The sequence below is a fragment of the Streptococcus oriscaviae genome (genome assembly GCF_018137985.1).
Taxonomy (GTDB): domain Bacteria; phylum Bacillota; class Bacilli; order Lactobacillales; family Streptococcaceae; genus Streptococcus; species Streptococcus oriscaviae.
The window spans coordinates 1,708,035-1,721,863 of sequence record NZ_CP073084.1 but is presented as its reverse complement, the minus strand read 5'-3'; the positions used below and the strand labels follow the sequence as shown (position 1 = coordinate 1,721,863).

Here is a 13,829-nt window from a genome sequence, read left to right as displayed (position 1 = left end):
TATTCTAACGCGTTTTTCAATTCTGTTCAACAAATTTGAGGTAGTTTGCTCTTTCAAACCTATTCAAAGCAAGCAAAAAAACAAGGATTCGCTTATCCTTGTTTTGTAACTAGATTAGAGTCCTTCGCTTAGAATGATGTCCCACGAAGCTTCGTCATAGGTGAAGGAGAGGTCACTTTCACCGTTGAAACCATAAATCAATTTTAGATTGAGCTTTTCTCCGGGAGCCAATTTTTCTGGAATATTGACATCGTAAGTCCGAAAATCTAGGGATAGGTAGTCATCGGTAAGGCTATCTCTGAGGGAAAAGGCATACTCGTCAAAATAGAAATCCTCATCCAAGGTATTTTCTACCACCAAGTCAACCACCATAGCATTGGAGTTGTAACTATCTACCAGTTTGACAGTCGGATCTTCCTTCATAGACTGGACGGTCACCGTAAGGCCATCGTCAAACTCCACCGCCTCACCAATTTCATAGTTTGTATAAAACGTCACATCATCATAGTAGCCGTATTCATCTGTCAGGTAGTCTGAATTGTTGATTTCATAGGTTCCTAGAGCGACTAGCAGAATAACAACGACAATTCCCAAAATCGCAGAAATCCCAGCCCCCACAATTGTTGTCCAAAACAGTGGTTGCTTGTAGAGAGGCTTCTTGCGGTAGTAAACGATGCCATCTTCGATGACAAATTCTTTTGGAAACATATAATACTCCTTTTCTATTGATTCCTATCGAATGGGGGTAGAGGTTGGCAAATCAATGCCCGCCTGTAAGAGAGCTTCTTGATAAAGCCCATAAAACTGATGGTAGATGGCATGTTGCTGCCCATTTGTCACAAAAAGATGAACACGGAAAGAAAATTGACCAGTGGACGAATTTTGCGGGCCTAAAACGGTCGCGCCTGTTACCTGCTCATAGCGAGGAAGTTCGCGCTGGTTGACTTCTTCGATGACCTGATACACTTTTTCCAAATCGGTCGTCAATCTCAGAGGAATATCAATCTGCGCCCGCATATCGCCGCGCGACTGATTGCTGACGACGAGGATATTGCGGTTGGGGATAAAGTGGAGCGTTCCGTCCGCATCTCGAACCTGAGTTGTCCGAATTCCTACGCTAGTGATGGTACCTGAGATAGTGATGGGGCCATTGGTCAGTCGCACCACATCTCCTACATCAAACTGCCGCTCTAACAGGATAAAGAAACCATTAACCAAATCCGACAGAAAACCTTGGGCACCCAAACCGATAGCAACTCCGGCAATCCCAGCTCCAGCAAACAGACTGGCAACTGGCAGGCCTAAAATCGTCAGAATAAAGTAAAACAGGATGAAATACAAGAGGTAGCTCAACAGGCTATCCACCAGTCGGCTGATGGTCTTCTGACGTCCGATATCCTGCGTGGATACCTTGAGCGAGGGAACTAGAATCTTCTTGATGGAGGCCTTAACTATTTTCTTCACCACCCAAAAGGCAAGAAAGAGCAGAATGAGCGATAAGGTTTTATTGAGAAGGGTTGTTAGAATGGACTCCAGATTAAACTGGGCTAGGTATTTTTGAATAAAATCTGTCATATCATTCCTTTCTTTTCTTATTATAGCAGAAGATAGCTATTTTCGCACCCTTTCGCTAGTAGATAATGGCACTCCGTTACATTTTTTCTAAAACAAGCCCTCAAGACTGGTAAGCCCCTTGACTTTCCTCTCTGCCTAAAGTCTGTTGTTCCTACTCATTTCATCTGACAAAAGATCCAAAAAAAGTCCATATCCTGCTGCTTCCATTTCTTCTCTGGGAATAAAGCGCAGGGCTGCCGAGTTGATACAATAGCGCAGACCTCCTTTGTCACGCGGGCCGTCATCAAAAACGTGACCGAGGTGGGCTCCGCCAGCCCGGCTGCGAACCTCAATGCGGTTCATCCCATGTGATAGGTCTTGGTAATAGCTGGCAACTTCCTTGCTGATGGGTTTGGTAAAGGAGGGCCAGCCGCAGCCCGAGTCAAACTTGTCTGTGGAGAGAAAGAGAGGTTCACCTGTTGTAATGTCTACATAAAGTCCAGCTTCATCACTGTTCCAAAATTCATTCTCAAAGGGGCGTTCGGTGGCGGCCTCCTGAGTGACCTTGTATTGAAGGTCGTTTAGGCTTTCGCGCAGGGCTTCCTGACTCGGCTTTTGATAGTCATCTGCATCGATGACTGGAATCTTGGCCTGTCCCAGATCAATATGGCAGTACCCTTGGGGATTTTTCAAAAGATAATCCTGATGATACTCTTCTGCTAGGATGTAATGGCGCAGCGGCTCTACCTCAACAGCTAGCGGACGACCGCCAAACTGGACTGATTGTTCCTCCATAACGGCTTCAATGATGGGCAAATCTGCCTCATCCACATAGTAGATACCTGTCCGATACTGACGCCCCTTATCCGGCCCCTGCTGGTTGACGGAGAGCGGGTCAATGACACGGAAATAGTAGAGCAAGATGGTCCGTAAGTTTAGTCGGTTCTCATCGTAGCTGACATAGACCGTTTCTGCATGATCCGTCTGCTTGAGCAGCTGATAGGAAGTTGTTTCCACCTGACCATTGGCATAGCCGACACTGGTTTCTAGAATGCCGTCAATCTGGGAGAAATAACCTTCCAAACCCCAAAAGCAACCACCTGCTAGATAGATTTTCTTCATATTATTGTCTGTCCTTTCTGTGCAAAAAACTCAGGACCTGCCTGAGTTCATCTTTTCTATTCAATACTTGGATGTTAGCCAATTTCAGCTAAGATAGCCTGAATTTGTGCTTTGGTATGAACACCGGCTACCTGTTTGACCACTTGACCATCCTTCTTAAAAAGAAGGGTCGGAATAGACATGATGCCAAACTGGCGAGCAGTTTCTGGATTTTCATCCACGTTCATCTTGTAGATACGCAAGGTATCTTCATCCACTTCTTCAGCAAGCTGCTCAAGGATTGGAGCCTGCATGCGACAAGGGCCACACCAAGGTGCCCAGAAGTCCACCAGAACAACGCCTTCTTGTGTTTCAGCTTCAAAGTGTGCATCAGTAATAACTTGAACCATTTTCTTTCTCCTTTTGTTTTCGTACTCTTATTCTACACCAAAGCAAGAGAATTATCTAATATTTGCTACGGGGTGGCATTGGGAGAGCTATTCTTAGAAAATATCGGAGAAACAGACAAGCCACTCCTGCAAAACAACTTCGCAGAATGGGATGCATTCTCTTTTTCCTTTTGTTTTAAGCTATATTGCAGTAAAATCCACCACATAGGTCAATTCTTGGTAAACAGATTCTATGTCAAAAAGTTCCAAGCTTGATTTTTCACTGACTACATAGACACCCTCTCTGAGATAGTAGGGAAGATTCCTGCCTGATTCGTCAGAAAAGGCTAATTGTCCCTTGTCTAGGTCGATTCCAAAACGGACATAAGGAGTATCCTTGGGCACTCCTACAACCAAATAGTCTGAGCAGACTAGCTGCCCACCCCATTTTTGATAGAGGTGATTGGTCACAGCTCCTTCTCTAGTAAAGATAGCTAACTTTTCTACCCCTTGCTCTCTTAATTCCTGCTCTGCTTTTTCATAGAGAGCCTGGGCAAGCCCTTGCCCTTGAAAGTCAGGATGAACCGCCAAATTAGTAAAGTAGGCTGTACGCTTAGAGGGAGCATAAAGGTAGGCCTGACTGTTTTCTTGATTATAAATATCAATGTCCAGCAAGCCAACAATCTCACCATCCTGCTCAGCCACCCACTCTACCCGATAGTCGTAAACGTCTGCCAAAAGAGCTGGCTTTTCTGTTTCCCTATCGTCAAAAAAAGGTGAAAAGAGGTAACTGAGTGCCTTACAGTAGACCCAGCCTTTTTCGTCGCCAACTTGGTATTTTCTAATAATCATGGGGACTCCTTGTCAATCGATTTTCTATTTAAACGTCACAATCGTACAGCCGGAGCCGCCAGCATTTTGTGGGGCGTAGCCAAATTCCTTGACGTTGCGGTTGCGGCGCAGGTATTTGGTCACAGCTTCGCGGATGACACCGGTACCGATACCGTGGATGATGTCCACTTGAGAAAGGTTGTTGAGAAGGGCTTGGTCGATAAATTCATCCAGCTCCAACATGGCCTCCTCGTAGCGTTTGCCACGCAGATCCAATCTTGCCTTAGGGCCTTTGACATTGGCCCGCTTAACAGTATGAACCTGACGCTGTTTGGGCTGGTTATCCTTTTCAGCTTTGACAAGGTTGAATTCATCGGGTTTGAGGGTCATCTTAATCAAGCCGACCTGAGCTTCCCAACGGCCATCCTTGAGTTGGTTGGTGAGCGTTCCCCTTTGTCCATAGGCTGTGACCACAATATCATCACCAACCTTGGCTGCTCTTTCCTCCTTGACCTTTTTCAGAACCTTGTTTTTGGATAAATCCACCACTTGCGGAGCGAGTTTTTTCAGTGCTGCCTTGGCTTCAATAATCTGATGAGGTTTGAGGCTGGCTTGTTCATGGAGATTTTTGAGGATACTTTTACTTTCAGCGAGAGCCACATCCACGATTTCCTGCGCTTCCAGCCGCGCCTTGTTTAATTCATTTTCCCGCTCCCGATTCAACTCATCATACAGTTTGCGCAGGACGCGATTCATCTTGAGATTTTCTTGTTCCACCTCTCGGATATGGTCTAAACGCCTCCGGCTTTCCACCGTTTGGTGTTCCAGTTTTTCAATAATCCGATTGACATCGCTGTCGGTATCTGTCCAGTTTTGGGCGGACTGAATAACCTTGTCTGCCAAGCCCAGTCTGCGAGCAATTTCAAAAGCATTGGAACGGCCCGGAACTCCCTGCATGAATTTGTAGGTCGGACGCAAGGTGTTGCTGTCAAATTCCATGCTGGCATTTTCGACACCTGCCATCTCAATCCCATAGGCTTTGAGTTCTGGATAATGGGTTGTCGCCATGGTCTTGATTCCCCGTAACCGCAGCTCATCCAAAATCGCCATAGCAAGAGAGGCTCCCTCTTGAGGGTCAGTTCCTGCTCCCAATTCATCAAACAGAATGAGGGAATCCTGATCGGCCTGCTCCAAAATAGCCACTGTATGAGTCATGTGACTGGAGAAGGTTGATAAACTTTGCTCGATAGACTGTTCATCTCCGATGTCCGCAAAAATTTCCCTAAAAACAGCTACTCGACTGCCCTTGTCCGCTAGAATGGGCAGGCCGGATTGGGCCATGAGGTGTATCAAGCCCAAGGTTTTGAGCATGATGGTCTTCCCACCCGTGTTGGGACCTGTAATCACAATTGCCTGCAATGCTCTGCCAAAATAAAGGTCGTTTGGCACAGCCTGTGTCAGCAAGGGATGGCGCACATTGAGAAGTGCAATGTCTTGACTGTCTGATAGCTGGGGAACCACCGCCTGTTGATCACGCGCAAAGAGGTGCTTGGCCCGTACGAAGTCAAGATGCCCGATAATCCAGGCATTATTGCGGATGATCCCACTGTGAGGGCGGAGGTGGTCGGACAGGTCTTGCAGAATACGGCTTATTTCATGCCGTTCTTCTGCCCGACTATTGGAAATGTCCTCGTTGATGGCCACTACTGCCCTTGGTTCGATATAGACGGTTGAGCCTGAGGCTGAAATATCATGAACAACTCCGGCGATCCGATTGCAGTAGGTATTCTTGACCGGCAATACATTGCGACCGTTTCGACTAGCCAAGACCGTATCAGACAGCATATCCCCCTTGGTCTTGAGCAAGTCTTGCAGCACCTGACGAACCTGATCTTCTGACTCACGAATCCGGCGGCGAATCTTGCTCAAGTTTTCCGAAGCAAAATCCTCAACAAAGCCAGCTTCGTTGATTGCTTGTAAGGCTCCTTGCACACTTGGGAAAAGTTCAATTTTTTCAAACAGCTGGGGGAGTTGAACCAGGTCTACATTTTCTAAATTGCTATAAAAGTCCACAAGCTCTTTGGAAACAGCCAAGACTTTTTTTACTGCTAACAGCTCTGGTATGTTGAGGTCAGTATCCAGCTCCAAACGCCGCATAGCAGGGCCAATTTCACTGGTCGCTCCCAGTGCAAAATGCGGTCGCTCGACAAAAATCTGCCCCATATCGCTCAACTCGTCAAAGGCTTGCTGGATGCGGCTACTTTCTGTCATAGGCATCAGTTCCTGCAGCTCTGCTTGCCCTTGCTCGGTGACCAGATAAGGTTCTACAAGTGCTTTCACCTTGTGAAATTCCAAGGTTTCTAGTATCTTTTTATTCATCGTCTTTCCTTATAAAAAGAGGAAGTGAAGTGGCCTTCACTACCTTTTTTGTGTCTAGTATGTAAAGGTACCCCTAGCCTGTGATATTGCTCAGCCACAGTTGCTTGAAAAAACTGCTGGTAATAGGGGTGTACTGGATAATGGCATTGGCCAAGAAACTATTGTGAAGCGCATCCTGAACAGCGGCTACTGGGATGGTGCTGAGGATGGTCAGCCCAATCTGTAAGGAAATCAAGGTGACCACAACAGAAAGTCCGCCACTGAGCAGGTTCATCTGCAAATTATCTGGACTGAAGTTGTCCAACAGGTGCATAAAAATCCCGATGATGCGCATGAGGACATATACTGCCGTGTAGACCACAAGAAAAGCCAAGCCAGCATAAAAGACCTTATCCAAGTCAAACAGGTATTCTTGTTCAAAATAATAGGTGCTGGCACCTTCGGTCGCATTGGCAAACGGCACCCAAAGATAAAGCAAATCCGCCAATTTTTTATAAGAGCCTGTCGCAATAATCAAAGCCAACAGGCTTGAAAAGGTGTAATAGGCTTGCAGAATCAGTCCGCGACTGTACCCGATGTAGAAACTCCAAGCTAAAATAATCAATAAGACAAGTGAAATCATAGCTTAGTCCTCTAGTTCGTCCAGGTCAATCAAGGTCACATTTTTTTTCAAAACCTTCTCTTTCATTGAAGCCAGTTCCGCTTCAGTCTTCTCAAAAGCCATCTCACGGGTCAGCTGCACAGAAAAAGCATTGATGGCAAGCAAGAGGGCCAAGGTTTCCTGATCTGCTGTCGGCATTTTCTCTCTCAGCGCCTTGTATTTCTCTTGCGCGATGCGCTCAATTTCTTCCATAAAAAGGTTGTCATGCTCAGTTGTCAGGGTCAACTGCTTACTACCAAATGTAAATTTGTATCGATTTAAATTTGCCATAAAAATACCTCATTTTCCATTATACCTTAAAATAGGATTTTTGGCTATTGCCAAGAAAAGGCCTAAAGAGAGTGTTTGCGGCGGGCAAAGTCAACAAAGCGGAATTTGTCAATCTTGTGCTTGCTTTCTGTGTACTGAAATTGACGGGTATCCCCCAGATAGACGCGGGAACGAATTAAGACCAGAAACTCATCTTGGGTATGCATCAGCTTTTGCTCTTCCGGACTGGTTGGCTCCACCGTAATCTCTTTCTGTGCATAGGCAATGTCCAATCCCAGCTCCCCTTCTAGGTAGGCATAGATGGACTGACTAGCAATTTCCTCTGTCAGTACAGGAATCAATTCCTGTGCCAGATAGTCGGTGTCGAGGACAGAAACCTTTCCATCAATCGACCTTGTACGGACAACCTTCCAGACCTTGCTAAACACTTCAAAGCCTGTCAGTTGGGCCAGATTGCTATTAACTGTTAGCAATTCTAGGCTAACCACTTCTGTCTGGCTATTGATATGAAGGCTTTGAGCTAATTCTTGATAAGAGGTCAAGCCCGATACCGGAAAGTTGAGGACTTCTTGCTTGAGAACCAGCGAGCCTCTCCCTTGCACCTTTTGAATCAAGCCACGTTCGGTCAGGAGGGAGAGAGCCTTTCGAATCGTGTCCCGGCTGACACCGTAAAGAGTTTGCAGCTCTTTTTCAGTTGGCAAGGAACTTTCTGCAGGATAGGTCTGATTGATAATTTTTTCTTTTATGTCATTAAAAATTTCTTGGTATTTTTTCATCATTTCCTCATAATTGGTCTGGTATTCATCATACAACTGCTACTATTATAACAAATTTTAAACTTTTTTTGTCAAAAGGCTTACATTCTTTTTTGAAATCGGATACAATATGCTTATCTAAAATTTGTCCGTACAAATTTTTATAAAAGAAAGGAGAGGCAATAGGTTATCTATTGCTCACGGGAAATATAATGGGTAAATTTGAAAAAGAAGCCAAGTTGCTCCTTGATGCTGTCGGTGGTAAGGAAAACGTCACCGCTGTTAGCCACTGTGCAACTCGGATGCGTTTCGTACTTGCTGATGAGAAGAAGGCAGATGTGAAAGCCATCGAAGCCATCTCTACTGTAAAAGGAACCTTTACCAATGCCGGTCAGTTCCAAGTCATTATCGGTAATGATGTGCCAATCTTCTACAATGACTTCACAGCTGTATCTGGTATTGAGGGGGTGTCAAAAGAAGCGGCTAAAGCTGCAGCCAAGAGTAACCAAAATCCTCTGCAACGCGTTATGACCATGTTGGCTGAAATCTTCACACCAATCCTGCCGGCTATTATCGTAGGTGGTTTGATTCTTGGTTTCCGCAACCTCTTGGAAAGTGTTGGGATGCCTTGGTTGGGGCAAGCAATGGCAGACGGCAAACTCTTGTTTGATGCTGACGGAAACCCTATCTGGAACACCATCGTTCAAGTGTCACCTTTCTGGAGCGGAGTTAACCACTTCCTATGGCTACCAGGTGAAGCGATCTTCCACTTCCTGCCGGTTGGTATCACCTGGTCTGTAACCCGTAAAATGGCTACCTCTCAAATCCTCGGTATCGTTCTGGGTATCTGTTTGGTATCACCACAACTTCTCAACGCTTATGCCGTGGCAAGCACCCCAGCAGATGTCATCGCTAGCGACTGGGTTTGGAACTTTGGGTTCTTCACTGTTAACCGTATCGGTTACCAAGCTCAGGTTATTCCTGCTCTCTTAGCCGGTCTATCTCTTTCTTACCTTGAAATCTTCTGGCGCAAACGTATCCCTGAAGTGATTTCTATGATTTTTGTGCCATTCCTATCCCTCCTACCAGCCCTCATCTTGGCCCACACAGTTCTTGGCCCTCTCGGTTGGTGGTTAGGTCAAGGCCTCTCTACTATTGTCTTGGCTGGCTTGACTGGACCATTGAAAGCTGTCTTCGGTGCCATCTTTGGTGCCCTCTACGCTCCATTCGTTATCACTGGTCTTCACCACATGACCAACGCCATCGACGCACAACTGATTGCTGATTTTCACGGAACTGGTCTCTGGCCTATGATTGCTCTTTCAAACATTGCACAAGGTTCTGCCGTTTTGGCCTACTATTGGATGAATCGCAAGAGCGAGCGTGAAGCTCAAATCTCCCTTCCAGCTGCTATCTCTGCCTATCTAGGTGTTACTGAACCAGCCCTCTTTGGTGTCAACGTCAAATATGTTTATCCATTTGTAGCTGGTTTGATTGGTTCTGGTATCGCAGGCCTTCTGTCTACTACATTCGGTATCCAAGCCAACTCGATTGGTGTCGGTGGTCTACCAGGTATCTTGGCTATTAAGTCCCAATACTGGGGGGCCTTCCTGATTGCTATGGCCGTTGCTATTGTCGTACCATTCATCTTGACAATCTTCTTCCGCAAGTCTGGTTTCTTAACCAAGTCAGAAGATGAAACTGTCAAAGCTCCTCAAGTAGAAGCTATTGCGGAGGCTGAAAAAGCTGCTGTTTCTACTGGAACCCTCGTAGAATTGATTAGCCCATTGACTGGACAGGCGAAACCTCTTTCTGAAGCAACTGACCCTGTATTTGCATCAGGAGTTATGGGACAAGGCGTTCTTATAGAGCCATCTGAAGGCGAATTGGTTGCTCCTGTGGATGGCGTTGTGTCTGTACTTTTCCCAACCAAACACGCCGTTGGTCTTGTATCAGAAGCAGGCGTTGAGATTCTCATCCATATCGGTATGGATACTGTCAGCCTTGAAGGCAATGGCTTTGAAGCCCATGTTGCGCAAGGTGATAAGGTACAGGCAGGCGACAAGTTGATTAGCTTTGACCTTGATGTCATCAAAGGTGCGGGACTTGTGACAGAAACTCCTGTCATTGTTACCAACCAAACAGATTATCAGCCGGATGTTCTGGGTGACCTTCCTCGCCAAGTTGAACGTGGCCAAGCCATTCTTACTGCAAGCAAACTGTAATAGGTGTTAAAAAGTTGGGGCAGCCCAGCTTTTTACCCGTCACTTAGAAAAGGAGACCAACATGACAATCGACAAACGAAAGGTTGTCTATCAAATCTATCCAAAGTCTTATAAAGACACGACAGGTACCGGTGTCGGCGACCTGCGGGGGATTATCGAGAAACTACCCTATCTAAAGGAATTAGGGATTGACATGATATGGCTCAATCCATTTTATCCGAGCCCTCAGCGGGATAATGGCTACGATATTTCAGACTATACAGCTGTCCACCCAGACTTTGGCAGCATGGCTGATTTTGAGGAAATGGTGGCTGTCGGTCAAGATTTGGGAATTGACTTCATGCTGGATATGGTACTCAACCACTGCTCCACTGAGCATGAGTGGTTTCAGAAGGCTCTGGCTGGCGACAAGTACTACCAAGACTTCTTTATCCTGCGGGATCAGCCGACTGACTGGGTATCCAAGTTCGGCGGAAACGCTTGGGCTCCCTTTGGTGACACTGGAAAATATTATCTTCACCTCTTTGATGTGACTCAAGCAGACCTCAATTGGCGCAATCCCCATGTTCGTAAAGAGCTCTTCAAAGTCGTCAATTTCTGGAAGGATAAGGGTGTCAAGGGCTTCCGCTTCGATGTGATCAACCTGATCGGCAAGGATGAGGTGTTAGAAGACTGTCCTGTCAATGATGGTAAGCCCGCCTATACCGACCGTCCTATCACCCATGACTATCTTCGTATGATGAACAATGCCACTTTTGGAAGTGAAACAGGCTTCATGACTGTGGGAGAGATGTCTGCGACAACCATTGAAAACTGTATTCTCTATACAGCTCCGGAACGGGAAGAATTGTCCATGGCCTTCAACTTCCACCATCTCAAGGTGGACTACAAGGACGGTCAAAAGTGGACGCTCATGGACTTTGACTTTGAGGAACTCAAGCGTCTCTTTCACACTTGGGGGGAAGAAATGTCTGTCGGAAACGGCTGGAACGCCCTCTTCTATAACAACCACGACCAGCCTCGCGCCCTCAACCGCTTTGTTGATGTGAAAAACTTCCGCACAGAAGGAGCAACTATGCTGGCCGCTTCTATCCATCTCTCTCGTGGAACGCCTTATATCTACATGGGTGAAGAAATCGGGATGATTGACCCAGACTTTGACAGCATGAGTGATTATGTAGATGTCGAGTCTATCAATGCCTACCAGATGCTGCTGGAACAAGGGCATTCTCCTGAGCAAGCCTTCAAGATTATTCAGGCCAAATCCCGTGATAATTCCCGAACACCCATGCAATGGGATGCTAGTCTAAATGCCGGTTTTACCAGTGGAAAACCGTGGCTTAAACCCGGCAAGTCCTACACAACCATCAACGTTGAAAATGAAAAGACTGGTCCAATTTTCCGCTTTTACCAAGACTTGATCAGACTTCGCAAGGAGCTGCCAATCATCGCAGAAGGCGACTACAAGGCAGCCTATAAAGACCACGATAAGGTTTACGCCTTTGAACGTGTGCTTGCCGATGAAAAACTCCTTGTCCTCAACAATTTTTTCGCTGAGGAAGTCGTGCTAGAATTATCAGATGAGTACGCCCGTGGCCAAGTTCTCATCAGCAATTACCCAACAACCAAATTGGCTAAGAAAGTCAAACTCCAACCATACCAAAGTCTAGCCATTTTGGTTCAATAATACAAAAGGAGCGTTCCCCTACGCTCCTTTTCTGATAATTCGTTCCTTTTCAACAGCCAAAGAGGCAGGACGGTTATCCCAACCCACTATTTTGCGCCATTACCGATATGAAGAAAGCTATGGAGAAGGTGAGCAACCACAACAAGACCAACTGCCACCACTGCCATTCTTGCTTGAGTTTGTAGCCCAGCCACATAAATGGAAATTGCAAAAAACTAGCCACCCCTGCATAGTAGTTCAAGAAAATCAGCCAAACCGCTTCTGGAGTGAATTGGGAAACAAGGTAAATAGTCAGTAGCAACAACAACTGACAGATGATATTTCCCAAAAACCAGTATTTAAACCATCTCATCACTCATCCTCCTTTCATATTGGCGAGTTGTTGGACATATTATAACACGTCTGCAGAAAAAATCGACTAAAAAGCGGTTTTAACTTTTCTTTAAGACAGGTAGTCTATACTAGCATCAAGCTAGAAATAGCAAACCATTCTTTTTCATATAACCTCCTAGAAAGGGCCGGCTCTATGAGCTGGTTTTTTCCTTATATCTGAAAAAAAGCCCCTTTCAGATGAAAGGGACTCGTTTCCTCTAAGGATTAAAGGATACATGAACATGGTCGTAGTGGTTTTCTGTTATGCTACCACGGTCTGGCATAAGGTTCCAGGTATAGGCTGGGCCATAGATATTGTCAAATGGAGCATAGAAACGTTGCTTCCAAATGATATAGGAAATATTTTGGGAGCCGATATTGGCAATAGCATAGTCTGCAACCTTATCTCCCAAGGCAGCGTCAGTACCTACCATGAAGTCAATGGCAAGCCCCTTACCGTGGTCACCCGAGTCGCCGGCACGATAGCCAGAGAAGGAGGTAATACCAAAAATCCCTGCTACTTCTGCACGAAAGGCTGCTACTTGCGGTTTCAAGCCAACATCGTATGAGCTATTACTTGCCACTGCTGCTGTTGAGAGTGGGGTAACCGTAACGGCTGGTGTCACCTCCACTACATTTTCCGCAACCTCTTCAGTGATTGGTGCCTCAATGACCGGTTCTTCAAGAACTTCTTCAGTCGCTGGCGCTTCTGTGATTGGTGCTGGAGCCACTTCTTCGGTCACAGGCACTTCTGCAACAGCCTCAACAGTGGTTTCTTGAGTCGTCGGCAACTCAGTAGTTGCCTCCGTTACCGGTACTTCTTCGGTTTGTTCTACAAGAGCTTCCTCAGTTACAGGCGTTTCTGCAACAGTCGTTGCGACAGCCTCTTGAGTGGTTGTTTCTTCAACCGTTGTCGTTTCTTCAACTGCAGGGGCAGTGGTTGTGGTGGTTTCTTCGGTTACAGGCGCTTCAACCACCGGAGCTTCTGTAACAGTTCTTTGTCCAACTCCCTCAAGCGTGGTTGTAATCTCATCCAGATTCACTACAACTTCATCCACTTTTGCTTGGTTGGTCGTCAAATCAACGCTAGCCTGAACCGTTTCATCCTGTTCTTCCTGACTTGGTGTCGCAATCTCAATATGAGTTACTCGCTGGTCTTCATCAACGATGGTCTTCAAAACTGTATCAGGGAAGATAAGGTTGATGTCGCTAATCTGATTGATTTTAGCCAATACCTCCACGTCAATATCCATAGCAGTAGCAATGGCACCAAGAGTATCTCCATACTTGACGGTGTAGGTCTTGTAGCCATCCTGCTCTGCAATCTCTGTGCTAATCTCAGAAACACTGCGCGGCGACCATTCCAAGGCTGCTACTTGCATGCCAACAGCACTGGTTGCAAAGAGTGATAAGGCTAGAGAAGAGGTATACATCATCTTTTTATTGTTTTTCAAAATAGGAGTTTTCCTCTTCCTCCTCATATAGGCGGGCTTGTTGGTTCTCTTACGTTTCATCTGTCTTTCCTTTCATTTTTGCTATCCCTATCATAGCTGATAAAAACCTTAAAAACAAGCCCTTGGCCCATCATTTAAACAAGCTGTAATC

The 13,829-nt window shown here is 46.0% G+C and carries 13 protein-coding genes; 2 read left to right on the top strand and 11 right to left on the bottom strand.

The window, feature by feature from the left end:
* Positions 1-114: 114 nt before the first annotated feature.
* The 9 genes from INT76_RS08720 to treR form a co-directional block, all read right to left on the bottom strand.
* A complete protein-coding gene (locus tag INT76_RS08720) occupies positions 115-708 on the bottom strand; it encodes a DUF4352 domain-containing protein (RefSeq protein WP_212570059.1) in 594 nt (197 codons plus the stop codon).
* 24 nt (positions 709-732) lie between these two features.
* On the bottom strand, positions 733-1,575 hold the full coding sequence (locus INT76_RS08715; RefSeq protein WP_212570058.1) for a mechanosensitive ion channel family protein: 843 nt from the start codon (positions 1,573-1,575) through the stop codon (positions 733-735).
* Positions 1,576-1,710: 135 nt separating this feature from the next.
* Positions 1,711-2,676, bottom strand: a complete 966-nt coding sequence (gene msrB / locus INT76_RS08710; RefSeq protein WP_212570057.1) for a peptide-methionine (R)-S-oxide reductase MsrB — start codon at positions 2,674-2,676, stop codon at positions 1,711-1,713.
* Between the two features lie 74 nt (positions 2,677-2,750).
* Positions 2,751-3,065, bottom strand: coding sequence for a thioredoxin (gene trxA, locus INT76_RS08705; RefSeq protein WP_212570056.1), 315 nt, complete (start codon positions 3,063-3,065; stop codon positions 2,751-2,753).
* 180 nt (positions 3,066-3,245) lie between these two features.
* A complete protein-coding gene (locus INT76_RS08700; protein WP_212570055.1) occupies positions 3,246-3,896 on the bottom strand; it encodes a GNAT family N-acetyltransferase in 651 nt (216 codons plus the stop codon).
* Between the two features lie 24 nt (positions 3,897-3,920).
* The gene (locus INT76_RS08695) at positions 3,921-6,254 is read right to left on the bottom strand and encodes an endonuclease MutS2 (protein WP_212570054.1); all 2,334 of its coding nucleotides are present in this window, start codon (positions 6,252-6,254) and stop codon (positions 3,921-3,923) included.
* 73 nt (positions 6,255-6,327) lie between these two features.
* Positions 6,328-6,876, bottom strand: a complete 549-nt coding sequence (locus INT76_RS08690) for a CvpA family protein (RefSeq protein WP_212570053.1) — start codon at positions 6,874-6,876, stop codon at positions 6,328-6,330.
* A 3-nt stretch (positions 6,877-6,879) separates the two neighbouring features.
* Positions 6,880-7,185, bottom strand: coding sequence for a hypothetical protein (locus INT76_RS08685; protein ID WP_212570052.1), 306 nt, complete (start codon positions 7,183-7,185; stop codon positions 6,880-6,882).
* 62 nt (positions 7,186-7,247) lie between these two features.
* The gene (treR, locus tag INT76_RS08680; protein ID WP_212573054.1) at positions 7,248-7,961 is read right to left on the bottom strand and encodes a trehalose operon repressor; all 714 of its coding nucleotides are present in this window, start codon (positions 7,959-7,961) and stop codon (positions 7,248-7,250) included.
* 191 nt (positions 7,962-8,152) lie between these two features.
* Between treR and treP the strand changes: the two genes are divergently transcribed.
* Both treP and treC read left to right on the top strand, forming a co-directional pair.
* Positions 8,153-10,165, top strand: a complete 2,013-nt coding sequence (gene treP, locus INT76_RS08675) for a PTS system trehalose-specific EIIBC component (RefSeq protein ID WP_212570051.1) — start codon at positions 8,153-8,155, stop codon at positions 10,163-10,165.
* A gap of 61 nt (positions 10,166-10,226) precedes the next feature.
* Positions 10,227-11,852: an alpha,alpha-phosphotrehalase gene (treC, locus tag INT76_RS08670; protein ID WP_212570050.1), complete on the top strand. Its 1,626-nt coding sequence runs from the start codon at positions 10,227-10,229 to the stop codon at positions 11,850-11,852.
* A gap of 73 nt (positions 11,853-11,925) precedes the next feature.
* Here treC and INT76_RS08665 read toward each other — a convergent pair whose 3' ends face one another.
* Both INT76_RS08665 and INT76_RS08660 read right to left on the bottom strand, forming a co-directional pair.
* Positions 11,926-12,204, bottom strand: a complete 279-nt coding sequence (locus tag INT76_RS08665) for a hypothetical protein (RefSeq protein WP_212570049.1) — start codon at positions 12,202-12,204, stop codon at positions 11,926-11,928.
* 238 nt (positions 12,205-12,442) lie between these two features.
* Positions 12,443-13,738 carry a LysM peptidoglycan-binding domain-containing protein gene (locus tag INT76_RS08660; protein WP_212570048.1) on the bottom strand — a complete coding sequence of 432 codons (1,296 nt, stop codon included), beginning with the start codon at positions 13,736-13,738 and terminating at the stop codon, positions 12,443-12,445.
* Positions 13,739-13,829 lie beyond the last annotated feature (91 nt).